Source organism: Verrucomicrobiia bacterium (assembly GCA_019634635.1).
Lineage (GTDB): Bacteria > Verrucomicrobiota > Verrucomicrobiia > Limisphaerales > UBA9464 > UBA9464.
Window position 1 is genome coordinate 187012 of sequence record JAHCBB010000004.1, and the last position, 23520, is coordinate 210531.

The following is a 23520-nucleotide window of genomic DNA, read 5'->3' on the forward strand; positions in this document are numbered from 1 at the left end:
TGGAGTCGTTGCATGACGAGTCGGATGGGTGCGGCGCGTAAGCCGCACGGCGTGCCGGAAACCGGTCCGAACGGGGATCAGGAGGCGAATCGCTTCCCTCGATCCCTCAAGGCCCGGGGCGGTATGCGCGCTGGATCCAGGCCAAATCCTGATTTCCGCGGCTTCGCTGAAAGAACTGGCCCTCCCGGGCAATCTGGATGGTCCGCGGATCACGCCAGCGACGGGCCGCGGCATGGCCGTCGGCGAAGCCGAGGTTTCCGCGGTCGTTGTGCCACAGGCTGAGGGGATCAACGAAGGATTCGACCTCGATGTAGCAGACCCAGGGGCCAAGCCGGTAGGTGCGCGGGTCGTCGTTGTCGAGGAACACGAATTTCTCCGTCGGTTGCATGATCTGGCTGGTTTTTTGAACGAGATACGCCGCGTTGTCCCAGCCGGGCTCGCCATTCATCGTGTTGGCGATGCTATAACTGCGGAGATGGACCTTCTTGTCCCCCGGGCACTTGTAGGACCCGACGGCGCCAACGTAGGGCCAGAGGAATCCGTCGGTGATATGCTTGATGCGCGCTTCACGGCTGACGCGATGTTCCTCCGGAGTGGCCCATTGGCGGTCCTCGGGCGGGATGTACACCCAGTCGGCGCGCACGAGCGGATCCAGGCTGTAGGTGGAGGCCCCGACCATCCGGTCGTTATTGTCGTTGGAGTACAAGACCCACGCGGTCGCGAGGGTCTTGAGGTTGCCCAGACATTTGGCCCCCTGCGCCTCCCGTTGGGCCTTGGACAACGCCGGGAGCAGCAGGCTGGCGAGGATCGCAATGATGGCGATGACGACCAACAGTTCGATCAGGGTGAAACCGCGAACGTGCAACCGGGCGGTCCTGGAGAACGTGACGCGATGGCGGCTGGGATCAATCATGGCCGGATTCATATCAGTGTGGATCTGCGCCTCACTCGTTTCGGTGGAGCCGGAAGTATCGCGGTTCCTCCTGAAGGTCCACTGTCACCGGACTGGCTCCTCCTTCAGGAATCGCCGCCCAGGAATCGGGCTGGGACAAGGCGGTGGTGGACTGAAGGACGAAGCCCGGGCCCGTCCAGGAGAGTTCCAGCTGGCTGGCGGACACCCGGGAGAACTTCAGTTCCACGTCCCCGGGAGCCTCGGGCACGCGGGCGGCGGCGAAGTTTCGAAGCACCTGCTCATGGCTCAACACCGCCGGGTAGATGGCGAACTCGTCCATCAAGCCGCGGAACGGCCTGGCGTCACCCCACATGCCCAGGCGCCCCCCGGTAAACAGGATCGGGGCGGCCACGTCGGGGCTTTCCAGGACGAGGTCGCCGTTCCAATACACGCGCAGGGCCCCCGTTTCGATCCCGCTGTCATAGGTGGCCACCCAGTGGCTCCAGGTCGCGGCCTGGCCCGGCGCCCACCGGGGCGTCGGCGCTGGATTGCCGTTCACTGCGAACTCCATCAGTTCACCGCCGGGCGCGGGTCCGCCCCAGATGTTGAAATGGAGCAGGTTCGGCTCCCATCCATGATTGGCCCAGAGGGCAAAGAACCCGTTGGGGGGTGGGCTGGCCAGCGGGTTCAACCAGAACTCGATGCTGACCTCCGAGAGCGGTTCAAGGCCAAGGTCCGGCATTTCCACATGGCCCTCGTTGAATTCGGCAGCATTGCCCAGATCCGGGCTGGCGGAACCGCCGCCGAGAATCAGGCCCGGCGCGGAAAACCAGCCATCGGCCGCAGGCCCGAGCGTTCCCATGTTTTTCGCCGCGGAGGCGGAACTCGTCTCCTCGAAGCGATAATAGACCAGGGGACTGGCCCCAAGCACGGTCGTGGCGTAATCGGTGGGGGGAACGGTGACCACGCTCAGCACCGCTTCCGCGCTGGTGACCGCGTTGGCTCCGGTGCCCACACGGACGGCAAACCGGTCCCCCTGGTTGTCTGCCTGCGCGGTGAAGGCGTACTCCGGACCGCTCGCTCCCGGAATTTCCCCTCCGTTGCGCAGCCATTGGTAGTGGAGGTTCGGGCCGGTGGCGACCACCTGAAACCGGGCGGTACGGCCTTCGAGAACGGCAATGTCGGCCGGATCGGCGACGATTTCCACCCCGGCTTGCACCGTGCCGTAGCGGGCCTGGATGGCCGCCGGGTCGAGGGCGATGTCGTAGAAGGCGAACTCGTCCACAAGGCCTTCCAACTGGCGCGAATCGGACCACATGCCGATCTGTCCACCGGTGAAGCGCATGGGAACAGCGCCAGCGATGGCTTGTTCGAAGCGGAGGGCTCCGTTGAGGAAGACCCGGAGCCGGCCTGGCTGAGTTTCCGCGTTGTAGGTGATCGCCAGGTAATTCCACTCGTCCAGCTTCCATCCGGGTGAATGCCGGGGGAACGGCGCGGGATTCCCATTGATGGCGAACTCGACCTGCGTCCCTGAATCCGACGAGACCAGGTTGAGGTGAAGGAAGCCGCTTTCCCAACCGGTGTTTGCGAGCAACGCCGTCAGTCCGGGCCAATCATAGGTGCGGTTCAGCCAGAGTTCGAGGGTGAACTGCGGCGTCGGCGTCGGGTGGAAACCGGGAACACTGATGGAACCGCTCATGCCGTCCAGCATGACCGAGGTTCCGAGTTCGCTGAACGCGGACGGTTGACCGAGAGCGATGCCGGCATCCGGATAAACGCCGTCTGCGGCGGAGCCGAGGCTGCCGAAGTTCCGGGCCACCGTTCCGTCCGGTTCCTCAAACCGGTAGTAAACGAGCGGTTGATCCTGGAGGACCGAGCGGCCGTAGGCGTCCGCGGGCAGTGGGGTGACACGGAGACGCGCCGCTTCGGAGAGGGCGCTTCCCGCGTCGTTGCTGACGCGGACGGTAAAGAGGGCGCCTTCATCGGCGAGGGTGGCTGGTGGGGTGGTGTAAACGGCCCCGGTCGCCCCGGGGATCAGTCCACCATTCTTGAACCACTCGTACTTGAGGTCGGGCCCGATCGCTTCAACCTGGAACGTCGCCGTCAGACGTTCCACGACCCGGGCATCGGCCGGTGGACGGACGATCTCGGCGGCCGAAATCACCGTCAGGACGACTTCGTCGCTCAGGATGTGATCCGTGCCGTTGCTGATGCGAACGCTGAAGCGGGCGCCATGGTCCGCCGCCTGCGCGTTGGGCAGGCTGTATTCGGGATCGGTGGCGTCCCGGATCGCCTCGCCGTTTCGGAACCATTGGTAGCTGCGGTTTCGTCCGGTGGCGATCACGGTCCAGGTTGCCGTCTGGCCCGCGAGCACCGACACATTCTCCGGAGGCCGGGCAAGATTGAGTTCGGTGCGGGCCTCGCTGAAATGGGCCCCGATGCGTTCCGGGCCCAGGATCTTCGGGTAAAACGCGACCTCATCGAGATTCCCCTCCAACTGCCGGCCCGTTTCCCACATCCCCAGCCGTCCGCCGGTGATCCGGATCGGGGCCGCGGTCGCGAGGGTGACCTCGGAGTGCAGGATGCCGTTCAGGTAGAACTTCGCCTGGGCGGGATTCCGCTCCGTGTCGTAGGTGACCACCAGGTGGCTCCATTCGTTCAGCGGCCACTCGGGGAAGAAGCGGATCTGGGGAGCGTTGCCATTGACCGCGAACTCGAGCAGGGGGTCGTTGTCCGTGCTGATCAGGTTCAGGTGCAGGAATCCTTCGGCCCAGCCATCATTGGCAAAGAGAGCGGTCAGCCCCGGTCTGTCGGAGGTCCGAAGCAGCCATAGTTCCACCGTGAACTGTCCCAGGGCCTGTTGATTCAGGTCGGGAACGGCGACGAAGCCGTTTTCGCCGTCAAGCCAGACCGAGCGGCCAAGCGGGGATGCAGCCGAAGGATCGTCCCAGCGAACCCCCGCATCACTGTACAGCCCGTCCGCGTACGCGCCGAGCGTGCCGAGGTTTTGGGCGGGACGTCCGCCCGTTTCCTCAAAGCGATAATAGACCAGCGGCGCGTCGGCCAGAACCTCGTCGGGATACGCGGCACGGATTTGCAGCCCTCCGGAGCTCGATGCCACCATCGAGCCGAGGAGCCATGCCATTGCCGTGTGAGGATGATGGGATCGTTTCATTTTGAGATGTCCGTTTGGTGAAGTCTTTGGCATCCGGGAGTTTGGTTTCATGCTTCGCCGGGAAAGAGGCGCGGAATGGACGGCGGGTCCGCAATTACTGATACGGGTTCCCTGCCGAGAAAAGGGCCATCACCTCCGCGTCGCTCATCGCGCGTCCGAGAATCAGCAGCTCGTCAATGCGCCCGCTGAGCTTGCGATCCTGGCTGTCCCAGTTGCCGATTTGCGCGGGGCCGAGGCGTGCGGGATGCGCGGTCATGTGCCTGCTTTCGCTGTCGGGGCGGCCATTGAGATAAAAGCGCGTGCTCCGCTGTGCGGAATCGTAAACGGTCGCCAGGTGAACCCAGCGGCCCTGCTCGGGCAGCACCGGCGTGCGCGAATTCGGGAAGCCGCTGAATTCATTCGAGCCGGGCGCGAGCGTGTTGTCGAAAAGCGCGAGCCGCATCGTCGCATCGTGCGTCACCATCCAGTGGACCTGCCCGGGGTTGCTCGTGTTCCAGCCGTCGGTGTGGAGCAGCGATTGAAATGGGGCGCCCAGGCGATCGAGACGCACCCACGCGGCGAGCGTGAGCTGCGGCCACACCCGGTCCCCACCGGCGTCGAGCTTGAGGTGATCGCCAACATTGACGAATTCCGGCGCACGGGATCCCGGCCAGCGGCCCTGGACCCTTCGGAACGTGCCCGGCTCCGGTGCGTCGGACTCGAAATCGAGCAGTGCGATCAGCGCGGGATCCTGGGTCAGCGCCGCCAGTGCCGCATCCGAGCGGGCGCGCTGGCCGGCGGCGAGGGCGGCGGAAAGCTCCGGTAATTCGTCAGTCTGGATGAAGGCAGCGGACCGGAAGCCGCGCGTGGAGCTGGCTCCCCGGTTCATGGCCACCGCATCGCCGCCGCGAAGGCTTTGCCCCGTCCTTTCGCCGGTGGCCTTCGCGATCACCTCGCCCTCAAACACGTGAATCTCCGCCGCACCCGCCGCCGGGACATCCACACCGAACCGGGTGCCGAGATCCACGGCATCGCCCGACGGGGTGATGACGGTGAAACCCTTCGCCGCAGGCGGCACCTCCGCCGAGAGGCGCCCCCGGACCATGCGCAGGCGCTGCGCCGACTCGAATCGGAACTCCGCCGGAGCCTCGATCACCACACGCGCCCCGCGTGTTGTGAGCAGTTCGACGCTGCCGGCCTTGAGCGCGCGGGTTTCGCCGCGAAGCGCCGCGCCGATCGGGAGCTCCTCGACGCCGGCATCCTTCACCACCGTCGCAAACACGCGCTGCGCCTGCCACCACCAGCATCCGGACGCGAGCAGCGCCACGCAGGCGGCCGCGAGCCATCGCACGGCGATTGGAAACGCGAGCACCCTGGGGCGGGCGGCCGGTCGTCGGGGCCGGCCCGCCGCAGCCGCGGCGAGGGCCGAATCCAGATTGAGGAGATCGGCAAACTCGCGGCGCAACCCGGTGTCTGCGGACAGGCGGGCATTGAGCTGCGCCAGATCGGCAGCCGAGATCGAACCGTCAATGTAGCGCTGGATGAGTCGCGTCGCGTTCTCGTTCATGATGGGGTCTCCCCGGCCATGGAGCGGCGGATGCAATCGAGCAGCAGCTTCCGCATCCGGTGCAGCCATTGGTAAAATCCCGGGATCGTGCGCCCGCTGTGCCGCGCCACCTCCCGGATCTGCGAATCCTCGCCGTAGGCCTGCAGGAGCAGCTCCCGTTGATCGGTGCCCACTTTTTCCATGCAGGCCTCCAGCGCCTCCCGCTGGCGCGCAAGACGCGGTTCATCGTCGTCTGCCGCGTCCGCCAGCTTCGTGATCACCTCCTCGTCCAGAACCATCCGGTCGCGCCCTTTGTCACGCAGCCACGCCAGCACCTCAAATCGTGCCACTCCAAATGCCCACGACCGGAAATCACCGTCCTCACGAAAGGTGTCGAACTTCTCCCAGAGCACCACCGAAGTCTCCTGCATCACGTCCTCGGCATCGGCGCGGGTTGGCACCAGTCGCCGCACGTAGGCGCGAATGGCGGCCTCATGCGCGGTAAAGCTGCGCAGGAACTGGTGATGACGCTGACTTTCGGCTGGGGACACGACTGCTCAATGACCATTCTCCGCCGACCGGCCGTCTTTAACGCAGAAACCGGGAAGGAACCAGATTTCGGCGGGCCGGTTGCAGGCCGGGTGGGGCGGGAGAGCGAAGGCTGCGGATGGGAGGCCATGGCGGGGAGGGTCGAAGGTGGCGGGTCGAAGGGGCTCCCGCCGGGCGCATTTCCATTTCTTGGATGAGGCGGAAAAGTCTCCCGGTCCAGGGACTCCCGATTGAGAAGCGCCTCACCAATATGGGAGTCCTCGCGAGCCGTCCGCGTATGCAGTCCCCACGGGTCAGGCCCCAGGTTGCCCGCACGGTTCGGCGGGAGCCTCACCCCACCGGGTCACCCCCCGGTACGACGCTCCGCGGAGCCGCGTGTGGGGTCGCCAAAGGCCCGGCTTGCGGCGACACGTACGGTTCGGCGGGAGCCTCACCCTACCGGGTAACGGCCTCACCCCATCAGGTTAGACCCGCAGCCCATCAGACCGCCCATCAGTTCCCCAACCCGGTGGGGACGCTCCGCGGAGCCGTCCGCGTGTGGGGTCCCCAAAGGCCCGGCTTGCGGCGACACGTACGGTTCATGGGGAGCCTCACCCCACCGGGTAACGGCCTCACCCCATCAGGTTGGACCCGCAGCCCATCAGACCGCCCATCAGTTCCCCAACCCGGTGGGGCGACGCTCCGCGGAGCCGTCCGCGTGTGGGGTCCCCAAAGGCCCGGCTTGCGGCGACACGTACGGTTCATGGGGAGCCTCACCCCACCAACTCACCGATCGCCCCCCCGGAACCTCGGCATAGTTCCGCAAAACAACAGAGGGACAGGTCAATGGTCCCGCGCGGGGGGGCGACAAAGGGACAGGTCAATGGTGGGGCGCCTCCCGCCCCCGTGTGTTGTGGGTCGAGAGTCCTCGCGAGCCGTCCACGTGTGCAGTCCCCACGGGTCAGTCCCCACGGGTCGGGCACCAGGTGACCCGCACGTCGAGAGGCTCCACCGAGATTCTGAGAAGGGCCCGCGCCCGCCACATCGAGAGGTTTCCGCTTCCGCGAACGGCATGGATCCGGCAGCATCCGACCCGTGGATTCCGGTCTGGTGTCGCGAAATCGGTCCGTCGCCCCCCCACGCAACGATCCGGCACCCGCGCCATCGGCGGGGGGCGCGGTCGTGCCCCGATTGCTCGACGCGTATCGCGCCATGGTGGCGGCCCGGGCGGTGGATCAGGTGGAGATGGAGCTCGTCCATCGCGGCGAGGCGTTCTTTCACGTCGGCGGCGCCGGGCACGAGGCCGGCGCGGTGCTCCACCGGTTTCTGACCGCGGACGACTGGCTGCATCTTCACTATCGCGACAAGGCGCTCATGCTGGCCCGGGGGCTTCCTCCCGAGGAGTTCTTCCACAGCCTGCTCTGCACCGGACCCTCCCATTCCGCGGGTCGCCAGATGAGCGCCCACCTCAGCGCCCCGCACCTGAATATCCTCAGCCTCGTGGGTCCCGTCGGCAACAATGCCCTCCAGGCGGTGGGGGTCGCCCAGGAGCTGGTTTCCCGGCATCAACGTCACCCCAACAACGGCAGCCTGCCGCTGGTGGTGTGCGCCGTGGGCGACGGCACCAGCCAGCAGGGGGAGTTCCTCGAAGCCGTCGCCGAGGCGGTGAGGTCGCGGCTGCCGGTGCTCTTCTGGATTGAGGACAACCAACTCGCGATCTCCACCCAGACCGCCGGACGTACCTGCTACGACCTTCCCGGCGGCCCGGCGGATTCGTTTTACGGCATGCGTGTGCACCGGCTGGATGGCCGGGATCCGGTGCAGTGCGACGTTCAACTGGAGGGGATCGTTCCCGGCGTGCGCGCCGGGGAGCCCGCTTTGGTGGTCCTTCAGGTGGAGCGGTTGACGCATCACACGAACGCCGACGACGAGCGGGTGTACCGCGGTGAGGAGGAAATCCAGCGGGTGCGCCGGGAGGCGGACCCGATCGCTGCGCTCCGGAATGCCCTGGTGGACTCCGGGATGACCCCGGCCGCCCTCGATGAATTGGAGGCCGGGGTGGTTCGCGAGGTCCGGGCGGCAGCGGACCGGGCGCTCGTGGCGCCCAATCCGGCCCCCAACCTGGATGCCCGGCCGCCGTTGCCGTCGGATCTGGTGTCCGCTGTGGAATATCGGGGCACGGACGACCCGGTGGGTGCCCCGCGGCTGACCCTGCTGGAGGCGCTGCGCGAAGTGCTGCGGGTGCATCTCGAAGCGGATCCGCGGATCAGCCTGTACGGTCAGGACATTGAGGATCCCAAGGGGGATGTCTTCGGGCTCACCCGGGGATTGTCGCGCGCCTTTCCCGGGCGCGTGGTGAATGCCCCGCTCTCCGAGAGCACCATCGCGGGCGTGAGCATCGGGCGTGCCCTGGCCGGTGGACGCCCCGTGGGCTTCATCCAGTTCGCCGACTTCGTACCGCTGGCGTTCAACCAGATCGCCGCAGAGCTGGGATCGTTGTACTGGCGCACCCTGGGTGGCTGGCGGGCGCCGGTGGTGTTGATGATGCCGTGCGGCGGGTATCGTCCGGGCCTCGGGCCCTTCCACGCCCAGACCTTCGAGAGTGTGCTGGCGCATGTCCCCGGGGTGGATGTGGTGATGCCCTGCACGGCGGCCGATGCCGCCGGACTGCTCAATGCCGCGTTGCGCGGCGGGCGTCCCACCGTGCTCCTCTATCCCAAGGTCTGCCTGAATGATCCGGCCCTGGCCACCAGTGCTGATGTCGCCCGACAACTGGTGTTGCCGGGAAAGGCCCGGCGGGTGCGGTCCGGAAAGGACCTCACCCTGGTGACCTGGGGTGCCACCGTCCCGCTGTGCGCCCGGGTCGCCGCGGCGCTCGACGAGGCCGGAGTGGGCACCGACCTGCTCGACCTTCGGTCGCTCAGTCCGTGGGACGCCGACATGGTTTGCGACAGCGTCCGGCGCACCGGACGCCTGCTTGTCGTGCACGAAGACAACCTCACCTGCGGGTTTGGCGCCGAGGTGCTGGCCACGGTGGCCGAGCGGGTGGCGGGACCGGTCCAGTCCCGGCGCGTGACGCGCCCCGACACCTACGTCCCTTGCAACTACGCCAACCAGCTGGAGGTGCTCCCCGGACACCGCCGCATCCTGGAGGCGGCGGCGGCCATGACCGGGGTCGTCGTGGACTGGGAGGCGGAGGCGGTGCCGGTTGCCGGGGAATTTGTGCTGGAGGCCGTGGGGTCGAGTCCCGCGGATCAGACGGTGTCGGTGGTGGAATGGAAGGTGCGCCCGGGGCAGACCATTGCCGCCGGCGACCTGATCGCGGATTGCGAGGCGGACAAGGCAACCTTCGAACTGCGCGCCCCTGTGGACGGTGTGATTGGCGACCTCATCGCCGTTGATGAGAAGGTGCCTGTTGGGGCGCCGCTGGCGCGCATTCGCACCGCGCTTTCCCGGACGATGGCGCCCCGGCGGATTCCCCCGGAACCGCGGGCGCGATTGCGGCGGCGGGAAGATGACGCCCCGGGCGGCGCGCACGAGGTGAAGGAGCAGAGGCGTCCGCGTGTCGCGGCACGTTCCGACCACCCGGTGGTGGCGCTGTCCTCGATTGTTGCGGCCCCTGGCGGAAGGGTGGTCACCAACGAGGAGCTGGTGCGGCGGTTTGCCGGCCGGTCCGCTCACGATGTGCTTCAGCGAACGGGCATAGAGTCCCGTCACCTCCTGGCGCCGGGGGAGTCGGCGCTTACGCTGGCGGCAAGAGCCTCAAGGGCGGCTTTGAAGGAGGTCGGGATGACCCTGGCGGACCTGGATGCGATTTTCGTGAGCACCAGCTCCCCGATTTCGATCAGCCCGAGCCTGGCCTGCCTGCTGCATCACGAATTGTCCCAGGACGGGCCCTCGCGCGACCTGGCGGCCAGCGACATCCTGGCGGCATGCACCGGCTATCTGTATGCGCTGCAGTCGGCCTTCGACTTCTGTCGCTCGGAGCCCGGGGCCACGGTGCTGGTGGTCACCGCGGAGGCGATGAGCACCTTCACGAATCCGGATGACTTTGACACGGCCGTGGTGTTTGCCGATGCCGCGACGGCCACGGTGGTTCACGGGCCGGGGTCGCCCGGCTTTTTGCGGGCGCGCGCGCTGCTGCACCGTCCGGTGCTCAGTGCCCGGGGTGAGGACGGCACCATCCTGCACCACGGGCGGCGGGGAGACCCGAACGTCAACATGGACGGCCTGAAGGTGTTCCCGATGGCGGTCCGGCAATTGATCGCCTTGCTGAAGCAGGCCTGTGCACGCAGTGCCGTGGAGGTGGAATCCCTGGACTACATCATCCCGCATCAGGCCAACGGGCGGATCCTGGAGGCGGTGGACCAGCGCCTCAAGATGCCCAAGGGGCGGCTGGTCAACCGGGTCCGGCACAGTGGCAACACGAGCAGCAGCACCATTCCCATCGTGCTGGCGGAACTGCTGGGTGAGACGCCGGCGCCCCGGGGGCGTGCGGGACTCTGCGCCTTTGGTGGCGGGTTCACGTTCGGGGCTGCGGTGATGGAGTTTGTCTGAGCGGACGGCGCCCGGCGGGTACCGTCCGCGCTTCCGATGTCATCCGCACACTCGGGACAGTGGAGGCCCGCGGTGGGCCGCGATGGCGTCACTTCCCGGATGCCTTGAGAGTCACGCCGTCCGGCCAGGCGACGCCCTGAACGATCCACGCGCGAAGACGCGCCGCCTCCTCCGGTGTCAGCGCGGGAAAACTCCCGCGCTTGGCCACGGGCGGCATTTCCAAATCCTCGACCTGGTCCTGCACCAGGTGGATCAGTTGGCCGGCGTCGGGGTCGCCGGGAACAACGACCGGTTCACCGCGATTGCCGCCTTTGAGCAGCGACGCCCGATCGCTCATGGCGAAACCGCCCTTCGGTCGTTCGCCGCTGTGACAGTCCAGACAGGAACGTTCGAGCACGGGCTGGATTTCGAGGATGAACTCAACGGGCGACCCGGAGTTGTCCGTCGAAGCGGCCGCCATTTCCGACGCCGCTGCCGCCACGTTCGCGATCGCCGGGGTCGCCTGGGGCCTGTGCGCCGGATCGAGGGTGGTCGCCAGCGCCATCACCGCCCAACTGGTCCCGGCGGCGGAGATCCAGCCGTCCCGCCCGTGGGGGAAACCGCTGTCCATCGGGGGTTGAAACGGATGCGCCCGGGTGCGGACATGCCAGGTACCGTCTGCGCGTTGCGTGCGCAGCAGGAATTCTGTGCCGCGCTGCACCGCGGGATGGCTCGCCGCGATCCCGGCTCCCTCCATCAAGGCGTACAGCGCCTGACCGGTGCCGTAGGCGTCACTCTCCAGGCCGGCCAACTGGCCCCAGCCGCCGTCGGCGCGTTGTTGCCGGATCAGGCCCTCCGCCAGCATGCCCAGGGTGCCGGGTTTCTCGCCGGCCCAGGCGAGGCCGAGCAACTGGTGGACCCGTTCCTCATTGGTTTCCGCGGGGGCATTCGCCAGCCAGGCCCGTGCGCGGTTGACACGTTGCTTCAGTTCCTTCCGTCGGGCCGGGATTGGGTAGGACTGGAGGGCATGGAGCGCCTGCGCCGTGGCCGTGATGTCACTCGCCTGGATGGGTGGGCGCGGAAGATTGCAGTGCCACCGGCCGTCCGGAGCCTCGATGGTGGCCAGTTGATGAACGAGGGCGTCGGTGACGACGGTGGCGGGCTGACGGGCCAGTTGGAAATCCAGGGAGGCATAGCCGTCGGAGATCGCCGGCTCCGGATGAAACGTGGATTGCAGGTTCATTTCCAAGGCCGTGAACTGCGGGTGGGCCAGCGTGATGGGCGTGGACGAGATGAACTGCGTCAGCAGGTCGAGTTGGCGCCGCTGCACGCCCGGATCGGTGGTGAACTGACGCGAGGCCGCGAGACTGATCGCCGCCAGGGGGAGCTGTTGTTGATGGCAGGAGATGCACTCCTGGTGGCTCGCGTGACGCCGGAAGTTGGACACGGATTCCTCCGCCGTTCTGGCCAGGGCCGGCAAGGCGCGTTCAATGGCAGCGGAAGCGGAGCGTGGCGCGGCGGCGGTCGTCCCGGCGGATTTGCTGCGGCCCGCCGGTGTGGCGGCGTCCCGGGCGCCCGCCGTGAGCAATGCGTGCACAATGGGAGTGTCGCCCCGCCTGCGCGCCAGCATCAGCGGCGTCTGGGCCACGCCGAGGTAGTTGTCCACGGGCTGTCCGCCTTCGGCATTCGGATCCGCGCCCCGGGCCAGCAACAACCCGACCAACGCGGGCGAGGCATGCTCCGACGAAGCCGCCCAGTGCAGTGCCGTGTAGTTGGCCAACAGGTCGCGCTGGTCCACCGGGGCGCCGGCATCCAGCAGGAGCCGCGCGACCCCCGCGTGTCCCGCCCAGCCGGCTTGCGTCAGGGGAGTGCCCGCCATGGCCGGGACGTCTGTCCGCGCGCCGTGTCGGAGGAGGAGTTTGACGAGCGGTTCGTGGCCGCGGAACGCAGCCCAGCCGAGCGCCGTGCGGCCGCCGCCCCAGAGGAAGCCATCCTCATTCATGGCCGGCACGGCGTTGACCTCCGCACCGTGGTCGAGCAGCAGGCGCGCCATGGTCAGGTCCTCCGCCGCGACGGCGGCCATGAGCGCGGTGGCGCCGAACGCATTCGTCGCGTTCACGTCCGCGCCCCGGTCGAGCAACCGCTTCACGGTGGCGGCGTTGCCGGGTTGGCGCGCGGCAAGGATGAGCACGGTGTTGCCCATGGCGGAACGCGCGCCCGGGTCGGCTCCGGCCCCGAGGAGCAGGCGCGCCTTGTCCCGGAACGTCGCGGCGCGCATCAAGGCCGTGGCCCCGGCCTGGTTCGTCGCGTTCACCTTGGCGCCCGCCCGGAGGAGCCGTTCCAGGAGGCCGGTGTCCGCATGCAGGGCGGCGGCCATGAGCGGCGTGTCGCCGGCTTCGTCGCGCGATTGAAGATCCGCCCCGGCCTTTAGCAATTTCCGGACGGCCCTGGAATCACCCTCCCGGATGGCTTGAAAAAGGACAGTTCCGTCCGGCCCCGGTCCCGCCGCCAGAAGCGAGCCACCGGCGAGCCAGCCGATCAGTGCGATTGCGATGAGTGAGTTCATGGACGCAGGAGGATGAGGGTCGGGGAGGACAGGCCACGATCGCTTCGACCTTGGGTGATCACGGACGAGGTTCGCCCGATGGAAGCCGAGGGCGCAGGAAGGGTCAACTTCCAGACACGGACCCGCAGGTCACTCCGGGAACGGCCACGGGCCATTGGTGCGCTCCCAGAGCCAGGCATAGTCGCGGTTGCCCGTTTCGAATCCACTTTCGAAGGCCTGCTCCCAGGTCTTGACCGGCGGTCCGGTGGTCGGTTCACGCCATCGGGGCAGTTCGCCATGTCCGTCGGCAAAGCTCAAGGCACCGCGGCCCCCGTGACGCCGGGCTGGCCAGTGTCCGGACCACTTCCAACCTGGCCCCATCATCCATTGGGTGCCAAAGGCGCCGGTGTTAATGGTCAGTTCGTGTTCATCAATGAAAATCCAGGTGTGACCCGGTGACGTCCGATTGAAGTCCGACCATTTGAGGAAGGCCGTGGGCGAGTAGTGGAACCCTCCTCCAACGACGAATCCCACCCCGTCGGCTCCGACCACGTAGTTGTTCATGGAGTAGCTGCGCACCCGGGGCGGACCCCGTGGAAGGAGCAGGTTGGTCCGGCTGCGGTCACCGGGGCAGTGAAAGACATCCGCAGAAGGCACATAGGGGCCGATGTGCCCCGGCCCGGGCGCGATCAGGATCTGGCGGTTGGTCAACTCCGTCAGGTCGCGGGGGTTGGTTGCGGACATGGTTCCCGCCACCCAGCGCGGCAAGTCCAGGAAAGCGGCATGAATCTCAGACGGGCTGAGCTGGTCGGCGTTGTCGTCTGCATACAGGTGAAACCCGATCTGCAACTGTCGCAGGTGATTGAGGCAGCCAGCGCTTTGGGCGCGCTCCTTCGCGCGCCCCAAGGCGGGCAGGAGCAACCCGGCCAGGATGGCAATCACCGCCATGACGACCAGGAGTTCGATGAGGGTAAACGCCCTGTGCGGCGGAATTTCACCCTTGAACGCTTTGCCACCCTCGGAGCAATACAAGCTGTCATGCTCCCGATCCCGGTGATGGAATTCCCCGGCCTGGCTGCCGCGGCGATGGGCTCGAATCTTCACCTCAAGGCTTTCTCAGGCGAAAATACCGGCTGGTCTCGGGGATTTCCAGCAGCGCCTCGTAGCCGGTCGCCTCGGGGACGGGTACCCAGACCGGGTTTTCGGACAACTCTGCAGTGGACTCCAGGGTCCAGGTGGCCACGCTGGGGGACCAGGAGAGGTGGAGCCCCTGATCCGTCACTTCTGTGGCGATGGGAATCACCGGAGGTTGTCCTGCGCCGATGGGCGCATCGGGAATGGGATTCCAGTCGTACTCCCGCGGCTGAAACACCGTGGTGAAGTGGGTGTCGGCCCGCGAAAACCGTATCCAGCCATGATGGACGCCGTCGTCCAGTCGGAATCGCAGGCCAATCAGGACCTCCGTGAACCGGCGCCACCAATCCAGCCCAGTTCCCTGAAATCTGTCGCTGTAGAACCAACCATCTGGAGCGTCGATGGCATCATAGCCGCCGAGCCCGAGGAGGCTGGCACCGCCCGCGGGGCGATATTCCTGACTGGACGCAGACGCTTCCTCCTCGTCCGAGAACTGTATCCGACTTGGTTCCGATCGAAGCACTCGCCCACTCCCCTCGCTTGCAAACACCAAAGATATCCGATAATATGGTTGGCCGAATGGGTCAATCAGTTGAGATATAATGCTATAGTGAAACACTCGTTCTTCACCACCAAAATCTAATGAGGCCTCCTGACTGGACTCCAAAATTGGTGGGGCGTAGTCGAAGGAGTATCCTTTCAGGAGGGGTAGCATTGCAGACAGCAGGATCATCCCGACACTCCATCCTCGACGTCCGGCGTTTCCGGGCGATGCGACCCTCGGACCCGATATGGCCGGTGGCCGCCAAGCCCCGGTTACGGGGCCTTCCCGGACGGTTCGGCGACGATGGGCGCGAGTCCTCACTTCAAGGCTTTCTCAGGCGAAAATGCCGGCTGGTCCCGGGGATTTCCAGCAGCGCCTCGTAGCCGGTCGCCGCGAGAACGGGTGCCGAGACCGGGTTTTCGGACAGCTCTGCGGTGGACTCCAGGGTCCAGGTGGCCACGCCGGGCGACCAGGAGAGGTGGAGTCCCTGATCCGTCACTTCCGTGGCGATTGGGGTTACCGGAGGTTCTCCCGCCCCAATCGGCGCATCGGGAATGGGAATGTAATGTCGGGTGGATCGCTTACCTCCGCCGGAGTGGCACCGCACTGCGTCGTGGGCCTCAATTTGCAGTTGAGATCGGACAGGCTGAAGACCTTTGCGTCACATTCATTCCCCCCCCCCCGTTGGTACCGGTTGCCTTGACCCAGTAGTGCGTCATCGGGCGGTTTTGTCCCCACACGTACGATCCAAGGTGCGTCGCCCAGAGCAGGAGCGTACCCAGCACTGTTCGAGAGAGGGTTGTCTTCGGGGTCCGAACCATGGGGACGTTGTTTCACTAATGTTCAAGGTAGTCAACACTAATTTTGGCCGGTGATGCACCTGTCACGCTATTTGCGATTTGAGAAGGATTGCGGGCGGGGGGCGGAACCGGTGGGACTCCGGCCCCGCCCGCTGGATTTGCGGTGGATTGGGAGTGGCGGAGTTGATCGGCGGCGTTGCATGCCGGGGAGGTCCTCCTAGGATTGGGCCGTACCCGATGGCAAGAAGCCGCTCAAGTCCGAACGATCCCCTGCCGCTTCGCGCCGCCCGCGTCCTGCGCGCGCTGCGCGGCCTCGACGAGGGGGAAAAGTCCCTTCACGCGCTCGGATTGGCGGCCACTCCGGAGGAACGGTGGGCGCTCTGGGAGAAGCAGATACGTTCCAACGGCTTCTGGAAGCCCTTCAACGGGAAGGCGTCGAATGCGTCCTCATCGGCATGTCGGCCGCGATCGCCCAAGGGGTGATGGGCTCGACGGTGGACATTGACCTCTGGATCAATCTGCCGCCCCGCCAGTACCTGCGGGTGCAGAACATCGCGGTGCAGGCGGGCGCCACGATCGCAGCGAACACCGTGGTCTATCTCCCGGACGGCACACCGGTGAATTTCGTTTATCGGGTGACCGGACTTGGGCCCTTCGCTTCGGAACGGCGGCACACCCATTCCATGACGCTCCGGGGGGCGTCGGTGGATGTGTTGGACCTCCGCCGTATTGTCCAAAGCAAGCGCGCCATTGGACGCAGCAAGGACCTTCTTCATGTCCGGCTCATCGCCGATTTCCTCCGATGCCGGCGGGCCCGCGCCCGTGCCGGATCCCGGTGACCGGACCGCTGGCGATCCCCCCAATCAACAATCCATGAACTTTTCACTCCACTTCGTGGTTTTTGTCCTGAACCCCTCCTCGGAAATCGAGGTCCGGGTGGATTGACACCCGAATGCCCGCCGCAAAGAGTCGGCTGATGGATGGCGCGGCCGGAGCACTTGAGGGCCCTTCCGGCGGGCCGATGAACGACCTGGCCAATCTGGCGGCCCAGGTGGTGCTGGCGACCGGTTCCCTGGTGGTGCTTTCCGGGGAGGATGGACTGCGGATCGAGGGGCAATATGGTCTCTCGCAGGAGCATGAGGGTGCGCTGCTCGGACTTTGCCGTCGGCTTCTGGACAGCGGTCAGTGGCAGGAGGTGCGCGAGCCAACGGAGCTGACGGGAACCGGATTTCGATGGGTGGCCCTGCTGCCCCTGGAATCCACGGTCAATGATGGTCTTGGGGCCTTGGTGCTGCTCGACCGGTCCCCACGGCGGCTGACGACCAGCCAGCGGGCGGCCATGCAGACCATTGCGCGCCAGGTGCGGCTGCAATTGGAGTACCGGGAGCATGCCTCCTCGGTGGCCTCCGCCGAGGAATCCCAGCGGCGCATGGAGGCGGCCCTGCGGCGGACCGAGGCCTTCTATCAGGCGCTGGTGGAGAGCCTGCCCCAGAACATCCTGCGCAAGGACCTCAACGGCCGCTTCACCTTCGTCAACAAGCGGTTTGCCGCGACATTGAAAAAACCGGTGGAGGAGATCATCGGACGCACGGATTTTGACCTGTTTCCCAAGGAACTGGCCGCCCAATACCAGGCGGATGACCGGCGGGTGCTGGCGAGCGGGGAGCCCTTCGAGACCACCGAGGCGCATGTGACGCCCGACGGCGAGACCCACTGGGTGCATGTCATCAAGACGCCCATCCTCGACGCGGCGGGCCAGCCGGTCGGACTGCAGGGCATCTTCTGGGATGTCACCCGGGAGAAACGCACCGCGGAGAAGCTCGCCGAGGCCGAGAGCAACTACCGGAGCATCGTGGAGAACGCGGGTGAGGGAATCTTCCAGACGACGCCCGATGGGCAGTACATCCGTGCCAATCAGGCCCTCGCCCGGATCTATGGCTTTGATTCCCCGCAGGAGCTCATCCGGTCCCGGCGCAACATCGGCCGGGAACTCTACCTGCAGGCGGGCCGGCGGCAGCAGTTTGTGGAGGCCCTGCAGCGCTCGGACCGGCTGGACGGCTTCGAGAGCCAGATCTTCCGGCGGGACGGCAGCATCATCTGGATTTCCGAGAACGCCCGCGCGGTGCGGGACGCCCTGGGCCGCGTGGTCTGCTACGAAGGGACGGTTGAGGATGTCACCGCCCGGAAGCGCGCCGAGGAGGAGCTGAGCCGGGCCAACACGGAGCTGGCAGCGGCGCGGGACGCGGCCCTCCAGAGCGCGCAGGCCAAGTCGCGCTTCCTGGCCAACACCAGCCACGAGATTCGCACGCCGATGAACGGCATCATCGGCATGACCCGGGCGCTCCTGGAGACGCCCCTCACGCCGGAACAGCGCGAGTATGCCGAGACCGTGCAGCACAGCGCGGAGGCGCTGCTGACGATCATCAATGATGTGCTCGACTTCTCGAAAATCGAGGCCGGAAAGATCTCGCTGCAGACCGAAGACTTTCCCTTGCGGGAGACCGTGGAGGATGTTGCCGAGCTGCTCGCGGAGCGTGCGTACCACAAGGGACTGGACTTCGCGGTGTGGGTGGACCACCGGCTGCCCGCCAAGGTGCGGGGGGATTCGGCGCGCTTCCGTCAGATCCTCACCAACCTCCTGGGCAACGCGATCAAGTTTACCCTCCAGGGCGAGGTGACCGTGCGCGTCGAAGAGGTGTCCCGCGAGGGCGACCAGGTCACGCTGGAGGTGGCGATCCGCGATACCGGCATCGGGATTCCCGAGCACGCCAAGCGCACGATCTTCGGGGCCTTCGAGCAGGCCGACATGTCCACCACCCGACGATTCGGGGGCACGGGACTGGGCCTGTCCATCAGCAAGCAACTGGTGGAGCGGATGGGGGGGCGCATCGGATTCGAAAGCGCGGAGGGCCGGGGATCCTGCTTCCGCTTCAGCGTCCGGGTGGGGATTGTCGAGGCGGCGGCCCCTCCGGCGGGCCTCCCCCTGGCGGCGACCACCGGCGGCCCGCCCCGGTTCCTGGTGGCCGATGAGCATGCGGCCACCCGTGAGTCGCTCCAATATGATTTGTTGGGCTTCGGCTTCCGGGCCGACGCGGTGGCGTCGGGCCACGAGGCGCTGCTGCTCCTGGAGTCGGCCCACGCGGCCGGCGATCCCTACGTGGCCGTGCTGGCCGACCTTCAGCTGCCGGACATGGACGGCCTGACCTTCGTCCATGACGCCCACATGCGCCCCGGACTTGAGGGCCTGAGGGTGATTCTGATGTCACCCGTCGGACAGCGCCTCGATCCTGGATTGCTGCGTGCTGTTGGATGTGCCGGAGCGCTGGCACGACCGGTGCGGCAGGCCCGGCTCCGGGAGGTGGTCGGGCGGCTGCTTCGGGGTGAGGATGTGCTGGCGATATCCGAGGAGCGGACCGTCTCCGCGGTGGCCGGGCGCGCCGGGGCGGAACGGCCGCTTCGGGTGCTGCTGGCGGAGGACAATCTCGTCAATCAGAAGGTCGCCGTCGGCCTGTTGAAGAAGCTGGGGCAGGTGACGGACCTGGCGGGCGATGGTCGGCAGGTCCTGGAGGCGGTTCGCAGGGAGAACTATGACGTGGTGCTGATGGATTGCCAGATGCCGGAACTCGATGGGTATGAGACGACCCGCCAGTTGAGACGATTGGAAGGCGCCGGAGAGTTGGGCAATGGCCGACCTTTGTATGTCGTGGCGCTCACGGCCAATGCCATGGCCGGCGACCGGGAGCGGTGCCTGGCCTGCGGCATGGACGATTTCCTCACCAAGCCTCTGGATGAGGGACTGCTGCGGGCGGCGTTGCATCGGGCCCGAGGTGCCCGCGATGGTGCCCCGGCGCCAGTGGCAGCGACGGGCGAAGTTCCCGAGCCCGCCGAGCCGGTGCTCGATCCATCCCTGCTCGACCGGTTTCGTCCGCTGCGGACCCCCGGCCAGCCCGATCCGGTGACGGAGCTTGTGGATTTGTTTGTCTCGGATCTCGGGCCGAGGCTGGACGCCCTGCGGTCGGCTGCGGTCGTGGGAGATTTTACCGCGGTGCTTGCCGCCGCGCACACCCTGAAGGGCATCGCCGGAAACATCGGCGGGCGCCGCCTGGCGGCGTTGTGCGCCCACTTGGAATCCGAGGTTGCCCAAGGCAGGGGCGGCGAATGGCAGGCAGGCGTGGAGGCGATTGAAGCGTCCGCCCGTGAACTGGTCGCGGCGCTGGAAGCGGAGAAGTCCCGATGAGCGGATGGTGCCCCATGAAACGATCCCTTCGCCTCCCCAGGATCCTGCGCTGGGTCCTGGTGTCCCTTGGGGTGCCCGCGGGGACATGGGCGGAACCGTCCGGGGGCGTCCGCCTCGAGGCGCCGTTGGACTATCAGGTTCACCAGCGGGTCCGGCGCGCCTCGGGAACCATTCGAGTGGCGGGCACGTTGGGGACGGGGTTGGATGCCGGTGTGGTGGAGACCCGCTTGCGGGGCGCGCCCGGGGGAGGTGACTGGCAACTCTTGACCCCGCTGACGGCGGGTCAGCGGACCTTTCATGGATCCCTCGAGGCGCCGGCGGGTGGTTGGTATGGGCTGGAAGTCCGGGTGCGCCGGGACGGGGAGGCATCCGCGGTGGCGGTGGCCCGGGTGGAACATGTGGCTGTGGGCGAGGTGTTCCTCGTGGCGGGACAGTCCAACGCAGCCAATCATGGCGAGGAACGGCTGCAACCCCGCACGGGGCTTGTCGCAACGTATGACGGACGGACGTGGCGGCCGGCCTGGGACCCCCAGCCGGGTGCCAGCGGGAACGGGGGCAGCTTCCTGCCGCCGTTGGGCGATTTGCTGGTCGAGCATTTCGGGGTGCCCGTCGGCTGGATCGCCCTCGCTGCGGGTGGCACCAGCGTCCGTGAGTGGCTGCCTGTGGACCGCCGGTTTTTGAATCCTCCGACCGTCAAGGCCCGCGTGCGACAACGGGCAGACGGCTTGTGGGAATCGGATGGCGCCCTGTATCAGGTGCTGGCCGGACGCCTCCGCACGGCGGGTCCCCTCGGAATCCGTGCCGTGCTGTGGCATCAGGGGGAGTCGGACGCCAATCAGGCCGACCCGTCGTGCACCCTGGCCGGGGCGGACTACCTGGAGCATCTTCGGAAGCTCATCGTTGAATCTCGAAACGATGCGGGCTGGCGGGTGCCGTGGTTTGTGGCGCGGGCCAGCTATCATTCGCCGGACGATCCCGGGTCCGAGGACATTCGTGCGGCGCAGCGGGTCATTTGCGATGACGGGTTGGCGATTGCGGGTCCCGACACCGATGCGTTGACCGGCGCGTTTCGGGATTCGGGCGGCCAGGGGGTGCATTTTTCCGCAGCGGGATTGAGGGAGCATGCCCTGCTGTGGTCCAGGGAACTGGCTCCCTGGCTGGAGCGGCAACTCGCGGAGGGGAGTGACCAAGTGGATCTTGATGACGCCGGGCATCGGGGGGGACGAGCGCAACTCAGGGAGCCGGAACGGAGCCAACCGTGATGCGGGTGCTGACGGCGATGATCGTGCTGTGGACGCTGGCTGGTGAGCCTTCGTTCCTGGCGGCTGCGTCGCCGCGTCCCAACATCCTGCTGATCCTGGCTGACGACCTCGGGTTTTCGGACACCGGCTGTTACGGGGGGGAGATTCTGACACCCCATCTGGACGCCCTGGCGGCGCGCGGGCTGCGATTCACGCAATTTTACAACACGTCGCGGTGCTGGCCGTCGAGGGCGGCGCTGCTGACCGGGTATTACGCCCAACAGATCCGGCGGGACACCGTTCCCGGAGTTCGGAGCGGGCCCGGCGGGGTGCGGCCCACCTGGGCGCCCCTGTTGCCCGTGCTTTTGCGTCCTGCCGGATACCGCTCTTATCATGCCGGCAAGTGGCACCTCGATGGTGGCTCCCGGGATGGCGGGTTCGACCGCTCGTACCGCATCGAGGATCATGACCGTTACTTCGGTCCGCTGATCCGTTTCGAAGATGACCGGCCGTTGCCCCCGGTTGAACCGGGCCGGAGCTACTACACCACCACGGCGATCGTGGACCGGCTGGCGACGTATCTGGAGGACCACGTGACCGGCCATCCGGGGCAACCCTTCTTTGCGTATCTGGCCTTCATGGCACCTCACTTTCCCCTGCAGGCGCCGTCGGAGGATATCGTCCGGGTGCAGGATCGCTATGGACCCGGCTGGGACGTCTTGCGTGCGGCGCGGGCCCGTCGGATCCGCGATCTCGGTCTGGTGGGTCACGAGCCTCCTGAAGTGGAGGCAGGAATCGGGCCGCCTTATGACTTTTCGGAGTCCCTGGCCTCCCTCGGAGCGGCCGAGGTCCGGCTTCCGATCCCCTGGACCGCCCTGTCACCGCAACAGCGTGCGTTTCAAGCGAAGAAGATGGCGATCCATGCCGCCATGATTGAGCGGATGGACCTCGAGATCGGACGGCTCATGGCGCTCCTGAACCGCTTGGGGGTGGGGGACAATACCCTTGTGTTGTTTCTGTCGGACAACGGGGCCTCCGCGGAGCTGATGGTGCGTGGTGCCGGACATGATCCGGCCGCCGTGCCTGGATCTGTGGGATCGTATCTTTGCCTTGGACCGGGCTGGTCTGGCGTCGCCAACACACCGTTTCGCCGGCACAAGACCTGGGTTCATGAGGGGGGCATTGCGACCCCGCTCATTGCCAGCTGGCCGGCGGGCATTCCGGGGAGGGGCGAACTGCGGCGTGGATCGGGGCACGTGATTGATGTGGTTCCCACGCTCCTCGAGTTGGCGGGAGTGTCAGAGGCAGCGGCAGGGGTGGACGAAGGGGTGGCGCGGCGTCCGGGCCGGAGCCTGATCGGGCAGTTGAAGGCGGACATCGGTCATCGCCCCGAGCCTTTGTGGTGGCAACATGAAGGGAACCGGGCCCTGCGGCTTGGCGACTGGAAGATTGTGGCCTCGGGGGAAGGGGTTCCGTGGGAATTGTACGATCTTGCCGTGGACCGTGGGGAGGTGGTGAACCTGGCGGTGCGTGATCCGGGGCGGGTCCGCGACCTCGACGCCCGGTGGACAGAACTCCGCGAGTCCTTCATCCGCGCGGCGCGCGGGTCCCCGTGAGCCGGGATTGGATCCACCCAGGCGGGGCCTTCACCGGACCGTGCCGAAATCCGGTGGATCGCCCTCCTCCGACCCACGCCGTGCCCTCCGGCGGAGGACGGCATCCCTGAGAACGAACTCAATCTGGCCGTTGACTGATCGAAGCTCCTCCTGAGCCCAGGCCTCGAGCTCTGACCAGAGTCCGGGATCCATGCGCAACAGGAATGCCTTGCGGGGCTCGGCGGCCATCAGCGGCCCTCCTTCAGGCGCCGAAGCCGGCGTTCGATGTCAACGACGAACCGGGCTGGATGCTCCGGGGAGACCACGACGGTGCGGTTGGACCACCGGAGGATCACGCCATTTTCAGGATTGGTGACGAACGCCTGAAAGGATCCGAGGCGCCGGCTGCGAAAGCGCCCGTGCATGGCGAAGAGACCGTCGTTCCCCATGGTTTTCCACGCTCCCTTGCAGGCCTTGGGGTCCGCCGCGAGGCTTTCGAGTCCGGCCAGCGGGAGTTGGTTGACCCAGAAACTGCGGACGACGATCAAGGTGTCGTCGGAGACTTCGTATCGCCGGATGGCGAACAGGGAGGTGCCGGCGACGATCAGGAAGGGGGCCGCGGCGGGCAGCAGGAGCGCGGCACGATTTCCGGGACGGCCGGCCAGCAGGGGCAGGGCCACCGCCGCGGTCGAGGCGAAGGCCACCATGCCGAGCGTGATCCACCAGACCCGGCGTCCCCAGGGGGCTGCGTAGGCGGAGCGTTTCATC

At 66.8% G+C, this 23520-nt stretch carries 16 protein-coding genes; 6 read left to right on the top strand and 10 right to left on the bottom strand.

Annotation, left to right across the window (positions count from 1 at the left end):
- Positions 1 to 106: 106 nt before the first annotated feature.
- The 4 genes from KF791_04460 to KF791_04475 all read right to left on the bottom strand — a co-directional run bounded on the left by KF791_04460 (position 107) and on the right by KF791_04475 (position 6143).
- Complete coding sequence (locus KF791_04460) at positions 107 to 913, bottom strand: prepilin-type N-terminal cleavage/methylation domain-containing protein (protein ID MBX3731829.1); 807 nt, start codon at positions 911 to 913, stop codon at positions 107 to 109.
- Positions 914 to 944: 31 nt separating this feature from the next.
- Positions 945 to 4067 carry a hypothetical protein gene (locus KF791_04465; protein ID MBX3731830.1) on the bottom strand — a complete coding sequence of 1041 codons (3123 nt, stop codon included), beginning with the start codon at positions 4065 to 4067 and terminating at the stop codon, positions 945 to 947.
- 94 nt (positions 4068 to 4161) lie between these two features.
- Positions 4162 to 5613 carry a FecR domain-containing protein gene (locus KF791_04470; protein ID MBX3731831.1) on the bottom strand — a complete coding sequence of 484 codons (1452 nt, stop codon included), beginning with the start codon at positions 5611 to 5613 and terminating at the stop codon, positions 4162 to 4164.
- Entirely contained in the window at positions 5610 to 6143 is a 534-nt protein-coding gene (locus KF791_04475; protein MBX3731832.1) for a sigma-70 family RNA polymerase sigma factor, read from the bottom strand. Before KF791_04475 ends, KF791_04470 begins: the two co-directional genes overlap by 4 nt.
- Before the next feature lie 1189 nt (positions 6144 to 7332).
- On the opposite strand from KF791_04475, the gene KF791_04480 reads away from it, so the two are divergent.
- Positions 7333 to 10677 carry a transketolase gene (locus KF791_04480; GenBank protein MBX3731833.1) on the top strand — a complete coding sequence of 1115 codons (3345 nt, stop codon included), beginning with the start codon at positions 7333 to 7335 and terminating at the stop codon, positions 10675 to 10677.
- Positions 10678 to 10765: 88 nt separating this feature from the next.
- On the opposite strand, the gene KF791_04485 is transcribed toward KF791_04480, so the two are convergent.
- The 4 genes from KF791_04485 to KF791_04500 all read right to left on the bottom strand — a co-directional run bounded on the left by KF791_04485 (position 10766) and on the right by KF791_04500 (position 15378).
- Entirely contained in the window at positions 10766 to 13222 is a 2457-nt protein-coding gene (locus tag KF791_04485; GenBank protein ID MBX3731834.1) for an ankyrin repeat domain-containing protein, read from the bottom strand.
- A 129-nt stretch (positions 13223 to 13351) separates the two neighbouring features.
- On the bottom strand, positions 13352 to 14149 hold the full coding sequence (locus KF791_04490) for a hypothetical protein (protein MBX3731835.1): 798 nt from the start codon (positions 14147 to 14149) through the stop codon (positions 13352 to 13354).
- A 157-nt stretch (positions 14150 to 14306) separates the two neighbouring features.
- Complete coding sequence (locus KF791_04495) at positions 14307 to 14858, bottom strand: hypothetical protein (GenBank protein MBX3731836.1); 552 nt, start codon at positions 14856 to 14858, stop codon at positions 14307 to 14309.
- Between the two features lie 343 nt (positions 14859 to 15201).
- Complete coding sequence (locus KF791_04500; GenBank protein ID MBX3731837.1) at positions 15202 to 15378, bottom strand: hypothetical protein; 177 nt, start codon at positions 15376 to 15378, stop codon at positions 15202 to 15204.
- A gap of 538 nt (positions 15379 to 15916) precedes the next feature.
- Between KF791_04500 and KF791_04505 the strand changes: the two genes are divergently transcribed.
- From KF791_04505 to KF791_04525, 5 genes are all read left to right on the top strand, one after another.
- Positions 15917 to 16162, top strand: a complete 246-nt coding sequence (locus KF791_04505) for a hypothetical protein (protein ID MBX3731838.1) — start codon at positions 15917 to 15919, stop codon at positions 16160 to 16162.
- A complete protein-coding gene (locus KF791_04510; GenBank protein MBX3731839.1) occupies positions 16135 to 16518 on the top strand; it encodes a hypothetical protein in 384 nt (127 codons plus the stop codon). Before KF791_04505 ends, KF791_04510 begins: the two co-directional genes overlap by 28 nt.
- 113 nt (positions 16519 to 16631) lie before the next feature.
- Positions 16632 to 19916, top strand: coding sequence for a PAS domain S-box protein (locus tag KF791_04515; GenBank protein ID MBX3731840.1), 3285 nt, complete (start codon positions 16632 to 16634; stop codon positions 19914 to 19916).
- A gap of 14 nt (positions 19917 to 19930) precedes the next feature.
- Positions 19931 to 21178, top strand: a complete 1248-nt coding sequence (locus KF791_04520) for a hypothetical protein (GenBank protein MBX3731841.1) — start codon at positions 19931 to 19933, stop codon at positions 21176 to 21178.
- Entirely contained in the window at positions 21178 to 22773 is a 1596-nt protein-coding gene (locus tag KF791_04525) for an arylsulfatase (GenBank protein ID MBX3731842.1), read from the top strand. The genes KF791_04520 and KF791_04525 overlap by 1 nt, the downstream gene beginning before the upstream one ends.
- Before the next feature lie 30 nt (positions 22774 to 22803).
- On the opposite strand, the gene KF791_04530 is transcribed toward KF791_04525, so the two are convergent.
- Together KF791_04530 and KF791_04535 are read right to left on the bottom strand one after the other, a co-directional pair.
- A complete protein-coding gene (locus tag KF791_04530; GenBank protein ID MBX3731843.1) occupies positions 22804 to 23001 on the bottom strand; it encodes a hypothetical protein in 198 nt (65 codons plus the stop codon).
- On the bottom strand, positions 23001 to 23519 hold the full coding sequence (locus KF791_04535) for a hypothetical protein (protein MBX3731844.1): 519 nt from the start codon (positions 23517 to 23519) through the stop codon (positions 23001 to 23003). Before KF791_04535 ends, KF791_04530 begins: the two co-directional genes overlap by 1 nt.
- Position 23520: the final 1 nt, after the last annotated feature.

Excerpts from the sequence above, each read along its gene's own strand:
- KF791_04485 (MBX3731834.1), bottom strand. The coding sequence starts at position 13,222 with ATGAACTCACTCATCGCAATCGCACTGATCGGCTGGCTCGCCGGTGGC.
- KF791_04505 (MBX3731838.1), top strand. The coding sequence starts at position 15,917 with ATGGCAAGAAGCCGCTCAAGTCCGAACGATCCCCTGCCGCTTCGCGCC.
- KF791_04460 (MBX3731829.1), bottom strand. The coding sequence starts at position 913 with ATGATTGATCCCAGCCGCCATCGCGTCACGTTCTCCAGGACCGCCCGG.
- KF791_04535 (MBX3731844.1), bottom strand. The coding sequence starts at position 23,519 with ATGAAACGCTCCGCCTACGCAGCCCCCTGGGGACGCCGGGTCTGGTGG.
- KF791_04530 (MBX3731843.1), bottom strand. The coding sequence starts at position 23,001 with ATGGCCGCCGAGCCCCGCAAGGCATTCCTGTTGCGCATGGATCCCGGA.
- KF791_04465 (MBX3731830.1), bottom strand. The coding sequence starts at position 4,067 with ATGAAACGATCCCATCATCCTCACACGGCAATGGCATGGCTCCTCGGC.
- KF791_04525 (MBX3731842.1), top strand. The coding sequence starts at position 21,178 with ATGCGGGTGCTGACGGCGATGATCGTGCTGTGGACGCTGGCTGGTGAG.
- KF791_04470 (MBX3731831.1), bottom strand. The coding sequence starts at position 5,613 with ATGAACGAGAACGCGACGCGACTCATCCAGCGCTACATTGACGGTTCG.
- KF791_04520 (MBX3731841.1), top strand. The coding sequence starts at position 19,931 with ATGAAACGATCCCTTCGCCTCCCCAGGATCCTGCGCTGGGTCCTGGTG.
- KF791_04510 (MBX3731839.1), top strand. The coding sequence starts at position 16,135 with ATGTCGGCCGCGATCGCCCAAGGGGTGATGGGCTCGACGGTGGACATT.
- KF791_04480 (MBX3731833.1), top strand. The coding sequence starts at position 7,333 with ATGGTGGCGGCCCGGGCGGTGGATCAGGTGGAGATGGAGCTCGTCCAT.
- KF791_04490 (MBX3731835.1), bottom strand. The coding sequence starts at position 14,149 with ATGGCGGTGATTGCCATCCTGGCCGGGTTGCTCCTGCCCGCCTTGGGG.
- KF791_04515 (MBX3731840.1), top strand. The coding sequence starts at position 16,632 with ATGCCCGCCGCAAAGAGTCGGCTGATGGATGGCGCGGCCGGAGCACTT.